Annotated in this window: 5 protein-coding genes and 1 pseudogene; 5 read left to right on the forward strand and 1 reads right to left on the reverse strand. The window is 55.7% G+C overall.

What is annotated here, in order from left to right; all coding sequences use genetic code 11:
* Nucleotides 1–19 precede the first annotated feature (19 nt).
* On the forward strand, nt 20–1,969 hold the full coding sequence (locus tag ACSZO1_RS12865; RefSeq protein ID WP_437613121.1) for a methyl-accepting chemotaxis protein: 1,950 nt from the start codon (nt 20–22) through the stop codon (nt 1,967–1,969).
* 147 nt (nt 1,970–2,116) lie between these two features.
* Here the strand turns inward: ACSZO1_RS12865 and ACSZO1_RS12870 are convergent, their stop codons facing one another.
* Nucleotides 2,117–3,904: a sigma-54-dependent Fis family transcriptional regulator gene (locus tag ACSZO1_RS12870; RefSeq protein WP_437613123.1), complete on the reverse strand. Its 1,788-nt coding sequence runs from the start codon at nt 3,902–3,904 to the stop codon at nt 2,117–2,119.
* A gap of 275 nt (nt 3,905–4,179) precedes the next feature.
* Between ACSZO1_RS12870 and exaC the strand changes: the two genes are divergently transcribed.
* From exaC to ACSZO1_RS12890, 4 genes and pseudogenes are all read left to right on the forward strand, one after another.
* A complete protein-coding gene (exaC, locus tag ACSZO1_RS12875; RefSeq protein WP_437613125.1) occupies nt 4,180–5,697 on the forward strand; it encodes an acetaldehyde dehydrogenase ExaC in 1,518 nt (505 codons plus the stop codon).
* Between the two features lie 28 nt (nt 5,698–5,725).
* Nucleotides 5,726–6,751 (forward strand): alcohol dehydrogenase AdhP, encoded by a 1,026-nt coding sequence (adhP, locus tag ACSZO1_RS12880; protein WP_437613127.1) that lies wholly within the window; start codon nt 5,726–5,728, stop codon nt 6,749–6,751.
* A 179-nt stretch (nt 6,752–6,930) separates the two neighbouring features.
* On the forward strand, nt 6,931–7,356 hold the full coding sequence (locus tag ACSZO1_RS12885) for a DUF2231 domain-containing protein (protein ID WP_437613129.1): 426 nt from the start codon (nt 6,931–6,933) through the stop codon (nt 7,354–7,356).
* A 12-nt stretch (nt 7,357–7,368) separates the two neighbouring features.
* A pseudogene (locus tag ACSZO1_RS12890) lies at nt 7,369–7,809 on the forward strand (PQQ-dependent sugar dehydrogenase); the annotation flags it as partial.
* Nucleotides 7,810–7,864: the final 55 nt, after the last annotated feature.

Here is a 7,864-nt window from a genome sequence, read left to right on the forward strand (position 1 = left end):
GAACATCAGGGGGGCCACAATGGCCATACAAGCGATTCAAAAAAAAATGAGCACCCGCGCTCAGATGTTGTTAACGGGTGGCATCACCATTGCCCTCGGTTTTGCTGTCACTATCGGTGTACTGAACTGGCAGTCGGGCAGTGAGCAGAAAAAACTGGCCGAACAATATCTGCAGCAAATTGCACAAAGTGAAGCACTCAAAATCCAGCAGCAGCTGAGCTATGCGCGTGATGTGGCGCATAACCTTGGCCACAGCATGATTGCGTTACCCGCCGCCGGTATCACTGAGCGTGCCACCGCGAACAAGCTGATGGAGTACGCCCTGCGCGACAACCCGGACTATCTGTCGATGTCCGTAACCTTCGAAGAGAATGCGTTTGATGGCCGTGATGCGGAAATCGCGCAACAGTCGGACTCGCCGCCGAAAGGGCGTCATGCTTATTTCGTGGATCGTGATGAGTCAGGCAATTACAAAGTCCACCCGATGATGTCCATCTTTACGCCAGGTCAGGGCGACTACTACCTGGTACCGCAAAAAACACAGAAAGATACCCTGACCGAACCCTACAGCTACCCGTATAACGGTGTCCCGACACTGCTGACCTCTGTTTCTGCGCCGATCATCAGCCAGGGGAAACTGCGGGCAGTGGTGACGTCAGATATTTCACTGGCGTCACTGCAACAGAAAGTCGACCAGATTAAGCCGTGGAATGGAGGCGGTTACGCCGTGCTGATTTCCAATGCCGGTAAAGTGATCTCTCACCCGGATAAGGCGCTGACCACCAAAGCCTACCCGGGTGAAACCAACAACTTCAGTTCCGCGATCGTCGAGCAGGATGACGCAGTGCTCGGTGAAAAAGCGTTAGTCACCTGGCAGCCGATTATCATCGGCAACAGTACTGCTAACTGGTATCTCGGCATCGTTGCGCCGGTCAGCCAGGTGATGGCGGCCGCTCAGCGTCAACTGGTGAATGCCATTATTCTTATGGTTATCAGCATTCTGCTGGTCAGTGCGCTGCTGGGTGTGGTATTCAGCCGTAAAGTGCTGAAACCGCTCGGCGGTGAGCCGGTCGAAGCGGCCACCATTGCGCTGGCCGTCGCTGACGGACAACTGGGTAATACCATTCCGGTGAAACAGAACGATCATCACAGCCTGTTCTATGCCTTGAGTACCATGCAGGCGCAACTGCGTGAAATGGTCGGTAAAATTCAGGATGCCAGTGATTCTGTGCGCCAGGGCGCAGGGGAAATTGTCAGCGGCAATATTAACCTGTCATCACGTACTGAACAGCAGGCCGCGGCACTGGAACAGACCGCTGCCAGCATGGAGCAGATCACTGCGACGGTGAAACACAATGCCGCCAACGCGCATCATGCCACTGAGCTGACAGAAAACGCCACCCGCATCGCCAGCCGCGGGGACTTACTGGTCGGTCAGGTGGTGCAGACCATGGCGCAAATCGATGACAGCTCGAAGAAAATCGGTGATATCACGGCGATTATTAACAGCATCGCGTTCCAGACCAATATCCTGGCGCTGAACGCGGCGGTTGAAGCGGCGCGTGCCGGTGAGCAGGGGCGTGGCTTCGCGGTGGTTGCCTCTGAGGTGCGTAACCTGGCGCAGCGCAGTGCCAACGCGGTTAAAGAGATTGCCGCATTAATCGAAGAGTCAGGTCAGCGCGTCGAAAATGGTGTACAGCTGGTGAATGATGCCGGGAAAACCATGCAGGAGATGATCCAGGCGGTGAACTCTGTGCAGGTGATTATCGGTGAAATCGTCAGTGCCTCTGATGAGCAGGCGAAGGGCATCAGTCAGGTGACCATCGCGGTGAATGAGATGGATGGCGTAACCCAGCAGAACGCCGCGCTGGTGCAGGAGATGTCCGCAGCTGCCAGCTCGCTGGAAGAGCAGGCGCAACAGCTGGCCAGCACGGTACAGCAGTTTAGCCTCGAAGAACGACACAGCTAAAATCTTCAGTCAAAAAAAGAGTGAGTCCTGTATTTACAGGCTCACTCTTTTCATTTCAGGGCAGTCCGAAAGGACTACTTTCATTACCCATTGTCGCAATAGCCAGACCTGTTCAGGGGCTGCCATTGAACATATTAGTGTCGACTTTCATCCATTGCCCTGTTTATCGCGCGCGGCACGACGATACAGTGTGCTGCGCGCCACGCCCAATGCCTGCGCTGCTCTGCTGATATTGCCATTAAAGCGTTGCAGCGTTTCCGCGATCAGCCGCTCATCCTGCTGTTGCAGGGCGGGCAGTGGCTGACTTGCCACCTGCTGGTATTCACCGGGCAGGGTATCGTGCCCGAGCACTTCATTGTCCTCCGCCAGCGCCAGCATCACTTTCAGCAGGCTACGCAGCTGGCGCACATTGCCCGGCCACTGATGCTGTGCCAGTGTACCCAGCAGGGCGGGAGCAAGTTGAATGCCGCGCTGTTCGCCACCGGCTTCACGCCACAACTGCAAAATAAAGTCTTCCAGCATCGGCCAGTCGCGCAGTGGCGGGATGGTCAGTGAAAACTCCTGCAGACGCCAGAGCAAATCTTCGCGGAAGCTGCCTTCGGCAACCAGCTGCGGCAGGTTGCGGTGGGTGGCGCAGATCACCGCGAAATTCACTGGCCAGCTGCGGCTGGAACCGAGCGGCGCCACCTCTTTTTCCTGCAATACACGCAACAGACGCGTCTGCAGCGCCAGTGGCATATCACCAATTTCATCGAGGAATAACACGCCGCCATCGGCTTCACGAATTTTGCCGATATAGCCCTGTTTGCTGGCACCGGTAAACGCACCAGGCTGATAACCGAACAGTTCGGACTCAATCAGGGACTCCGGAATAGCGGCACTGTTAATCGCAATAAATTTTCCTTCGCGCCATTTGCTCTGCTGATGCAACGCGCGGCTGACATACTCTTTACCACAACCGGTTTCGCCATGGATGCACAGCGACACACCGGCATCCAGCAGGCGCACCATCTTTTTCGCGTCGTCGCGCAGGGCGTAGTGCAGATGCGATCCCACGCTCTGTGTCGGGAAATGATTTCTGGCAGGCGCGCGCAGACGGCAGTAGTAGTGTTGCTGATGGTGGGTGACAACCGGTTGCGGTACGCTGTTCGCCAGCTGCTCCGCCTGCGGGAACAGCTGGCTGAAGGTTAACGAGCCAAACTGTTCTGCCCTGAGATGCAGCTCGCGCATTGCAACCCGGTTTGCCGCCATCAGCACGTTATCAGAAAAGATCAGCAGCAGTTCTTCAACATGATCCAGTCCCTGTGCGCGCGGGTGCAGACTCATCAGCCATTGCTCAGGATGCAGGCTCTGTTTTACCCACAAATACTCAATCTGCTTTGCCGCTTCTTTTACCCACGCCAGCGTATGAGGATGCGGGAAGTGCGCTGGTCCTGAAATATCCAGCACACCGGCAATCTGCCCGCCCGGGCTTTGCAGCGGCATTGCCGCACAATAGAGTCCCTGATTGCTGGTCAGATAGTGCTGATGACCATAGATTTCGCAGCTGTCATCGATCGCCAGTGCCGTGCCGATGGCATTGGTGCCACGGCCACATTCGCTCCACAGATTGCCCGGAGCGAGGGCGAAACGCTGGGCTTTCTGCAACGCCTGTATATCACCAAAAGTATTCAGTACCAGGCCACTGGCATCGGAGAGGATCACCACCGACTGTTTATCGGCAATTTTCTGCGCCAGCACATTGATGGCGGGCTGCGCGAACTGCTGCAGCGCCGAGTTATTCGCCAGCAGATCGGCCAGTTCCCCCTGACGCACGCGCGGAAAATCATCGGCCATACGGTCCAGGCCATACAGTTCACTGCGGAACCAAGAATCATCGAGCAGGGGATTGCCAGGCATGGCAGAAGGGTGTTCGGCTGACGAATTTTCCCGCATTGGTCACCTCATTCCGGACCGGTAAGTGTTGCAGTATTGTAGCTATTCGGTTTTTTAGCTGTTGCGATTTGCGACACAGATGATGAAACTTTCTGTTATTCCCTGTAAATAAGATTGTTATCTCATCTGTAACATGCTGATAAATATATCGATTAATTCACGCTACGCAAGCTGAAAAAACTGGCACGCCGTCTGCAATAGGGAAAAGGCGACCGTCACCCGCCGTCAATAAGGCGTGGACGGTGGCGCCTCACCCCCTACAGAAGGAGTTTGCGATGCGTTATGCCCATCCCGGAACACCAGGTGCACTGGTTTCGTTCAAAGCCGCTTATGGCAACTATATTGATGGCAAATTCTCAGAACCGCTAAGCGGTCAGTATTTTGTTAACACTTCACCCGTCAACGGCAGTGATATTGCGCAGTTCCCGCGTTCTGATGCGCGTGACATTGAAGCTGCGCTGGACGCTGCCCACCGGGCCGCTGACACATGGGGAAAAACCAGCGTACAACACCGTGCCAACCTGCTGTTACAAGTGGCAGACCGCATTGAAGCCAACCTTGAATACCTTGCCGTGGCGGAAAGCTGGGACAACGGCAAGCCGATTCGTGAAACGCTGAATGCCGACCTGCCGCTGGCGGTGGACCATTTCCGCTACTTTGCGGGCTGTCTGCGGGCGCAGGAGGGCAGTACCGCGGAGATCGATGAGAAAACCGTGGCATATCACTTCCATGAACCGCTGGGTGTGGTCGGACAAATCATTCCGTGGAACTTCCCGCTGCTGATGGCTGCATGGAAACTGGCGCCAGCGCTGGCGGCAGGCAACTGTGTGGTGCTGAAACCCGCCGAGCAGACGCCACTGGCGATTACGCTGTTAATGGAAATTATTGGCGACCTGTTCCCGGCAGGGGTGCTGAATGCGGTGCAGGGCTTTGGCCGTGAAGCCGGTGAAGCACTGGCAACCAGCACGCGTATTGCCAAAATCGCCTTTACCGGTTCAACGCCGGTGGGACGCCATATTATGGCCTGCGCGGCGGAAAATATTATTCCCTGCACCGTCGAACTGGGCGGTAAGTCACCCAACATCTACTTTGCGGATGTGATGGACGCGGAACCTGAATTTATTGAGAAAGCCGTGGAAGGGCTGGTGCTCGGCTTCTTTAACCAGGGAGAAGTGTGTACCTGTCCGTCACGCGCCCTGATCCATGAATCCATCTATGCGCCGTTTATGGAACGGGTGCTGGCGAAAGTGGCGAATATCCGCCGCGGCGACCCGCTGGATACCGACACCATGATTGGCGCGCAGGCGTCACGCCAGCAGTTCGACAAAATCCTCTCTTATATCGATATCGCCCGTCAGGAAGGCGGTCAGATCCTCAGTGGCGGCGCGCGCGCGCCCATGGGATCGCTGGATAACGGTTTCTATATTCAGCCGACGCTGATTAAAGGCGACAACCAGATGCGCTGCTTCCAGGAAGAGATTTTTGGCCCGGTCATCGGCGTGACCACGTTTAAAGATGAAGCTGAAGCACTGGCGATTGCCAACGAAACACAGTTTGGTCTTGGCGCGGGCGTCTGGACGCGTGACAGCCATCTGGCGTATCGCATGGGGCGCGGCATTAAAGCGGGCCGTGTCTGGACCAACTGCTACCACATCTACCCGGCGCATGCGGCCTTTGGCGGCTACAAGCAGTCTGGCGTGGGACGTGAAACCCACAAGATGGCGTTAAGCCAGTATCAACAAACCAAAAACTTGCTGGTCAGTTATGACACGGCGCCTTTAGGGCTGTTTTAAGCCCCTGTTTCCCTTGAGGAGTGACAACATGAAAACCATGAAAGCCGCAGTAGTGAAAGCCTTCGGTGAACCGTTAGTGATTGAGCAGGTGCCGGTGCCCGAAGTCGGCCCGGGCCAGCTGTTAGTGAAAATTGTCGCCACCGGTGTCTGCCATACCGATTTACACGCCGCAGAAGGCGACTGGCCGGTGAAACCTCAGCCGCCGTTTATCCCGGGTCACGAAGGTGTCGGTTACGTGGTGGCGGTAGGTGATGGCGTAAAGCACATCAAAGAGGGGGATCGCGTGGGCGTGCCCTGGCTGTATTCCGCCTGTGGCCACTGCGAACACTGTCTGGACAGCTGGGAAACCCTGTGCCATTCGCAGCAAAACGCCGGTTACTCGGTTAACGGCAGCTTCGCGGAATATTGCCTGGCGGATGCGAACTATGTCGGCATTCTGCCGGATAACGTCGAATATAATGAAATCGCGCCGATCCTCTGCGCTGGCGTCACGGTATATAAAGGGCTGAAAATGACCGACACCAAACCGGGTGACTGGGTGGTGATCTCCGGTATCGGCGGTCTGGGCCATATGGCGGTGCAGTATGCGGTGGCGATGGGCCTGAATGTCGCGGCGGTCGATATCGATGATGACAAACTGGCGTTCGCCAAACGTCTGGGTGCCAGTGTGGTGGCCAATGCTAAAAATGTTGACCCGGCGAAAGTGTTCCATGAAGAATTCGGCGGCGCGCATGGCGTGCTGGTGACGGCGGTGTCACCGAAAGCGTTTGAACAGGCGATTGGCACGATGCGCCGTGGCGGTACGATGGTGCTGAACGGCCTGCCACCGGGTAAATTTGACCTGTCGATCTTTGATATGGTGCTGGACGGCATTACCGTGCGTGGTTCGATTGTCGGCACGCGTAAAGATCTGCAGGAAGCGCTCGACTTTGCCGGTCGCCATAAAGTGGCCGCCAGCATTGCTGTTGAGCCACTGAGTAATATCAATGATATTTTTGCCCGCATGCACGCCGGTAAGATTGAAGGGCGTATTGTGGTCGATCTGGCGCTGTAACAGCGTTGTCGCGTAACACCGGCAGGCATCACCTACGCGGGGATGCCTGTTTTTTTTCAATAGAATTAACATTATTTTCGTCACAACTGTTCAGCTTTACTAATCTATTACAGGCGCGTTATCTGGCTGGGGCATGATGCCTGCCGCAGTCGCCTTTTGGATGGTAACAGGAGACGGAAATGCACTCTCATCCTCATTCCGGGCGTTCAGTGATTGCCCTTGCGCTGTATGAACTATTGAATCCGCTACCCACGGGCTTTTTTGTCGCGGCCTGGATCTTCGACATTATCTATATGAAAACCTTCGTCATACTCTGGACACTCGCCGCCAGCTGGCTGATTGCGATTGGTCTGGTGATCGCTATTATTCCGCGGCTGATTAACCTGGTGCAGGTGTGGACAGGCAGCCACTCCCCGCAAGGTTCGGCGGTGAAAGTGCATTTCTGGCTGAATTTTCTCGCGATAGTGCTGGCTATCGTGAACGCCTTTGTACACAGCCGTGATGCCTATGCCGTGGTGCCGCTGGGCGTCACGCTTTCCACTCTGGTAGTGATTCTGTTACTGCTGGCTAATGTGCAACTCGCGTTACGTCTGCGCACAGTTTAAGGAGCCGCTGCGATGAAACAACTTAACCGGAGTTTACTGGCTGTCGCGCTGGTGATGGTGCTGGCCAGCTGCGATCAGGGCGCAACGATTGAACCCAACAAACAGATCGGTCCCAATCCTGAATTACCGCAGGCGCAAAACTTCCTGCTGCCGCCGATGCAGGTGCCGAAAGGTGTGCCGTGGCAGGAGGGCGAAATGCCAAAAGTGGCGGTAGGGCTGAAGATTGAGAAAGTCGCTGAAGGGCTGATGCATCCGCGTCAGGTGTATGTACTGCCGAATAATGATGTGCTGGTTGCCGAATCAAACGGCCCGCCGAAGCCAACCACCCAGCCAAAGCAGCTGATCACCGGCGTGATCAAGAACGCCTCCGGCAAGGGTGGCCCGGGCGGCAATCGCATTACGCTGCTGCGTAATGTTGAGGGTAACTGGCAGAAACACGCGAATTCAGATAATAAGTGCAACGCTTGGTCATGTGGATGGAGGGACGGTTAGCTACCGATAAGCTATC

The organism is Erwinia sp. V71, from assembly GCF_965644245.1.
GTDB lineage: Bacteria > Pseudomonadota > Gammaproteobacteria > Enterobacterales > Enterobacteriaceae > Erwinia.

Excerpts from the sequence above, each read along its gene's own strand:
- ACSZO1_RS12865 (WP_437613121.1), top strand. The coding sequence starts at position 20 with ATGGCCATACAAGCGATTCAAAAAAAAATGAGCACCCGCGCTCAGATG.
- ACSZO1_RS12870 (WP_437613123.1), bottom strand. The coding sequence starts at position 3,904 with ATGCGGGAAAATTCGTCAGCCGAACACCCTTCTGCCATGCCTGGCAAT.
- exaC (WP_437613125.1), top strand. The coding sequence starts at position 4,180 with ATGCGTTATGCCCATCCCGGAACACCAGGTGCACTGGTTTCGTTCAAA.
- adhP (WP_437613127.1), top strand. The coding sequence starts at position 5,726 with ATGAAAACCATGAAAGCCGCAGTAGTGAAAGCCTTCGGTGAACCGTTA.
- ACSZO1_RS12885 (WP_437613129.1), top strand. The coding sequence starts at position 6,931 with ATGCACTCTCATCCTCATTCCGGGCGTTCAGTGATTGCCCTTGCGCTG.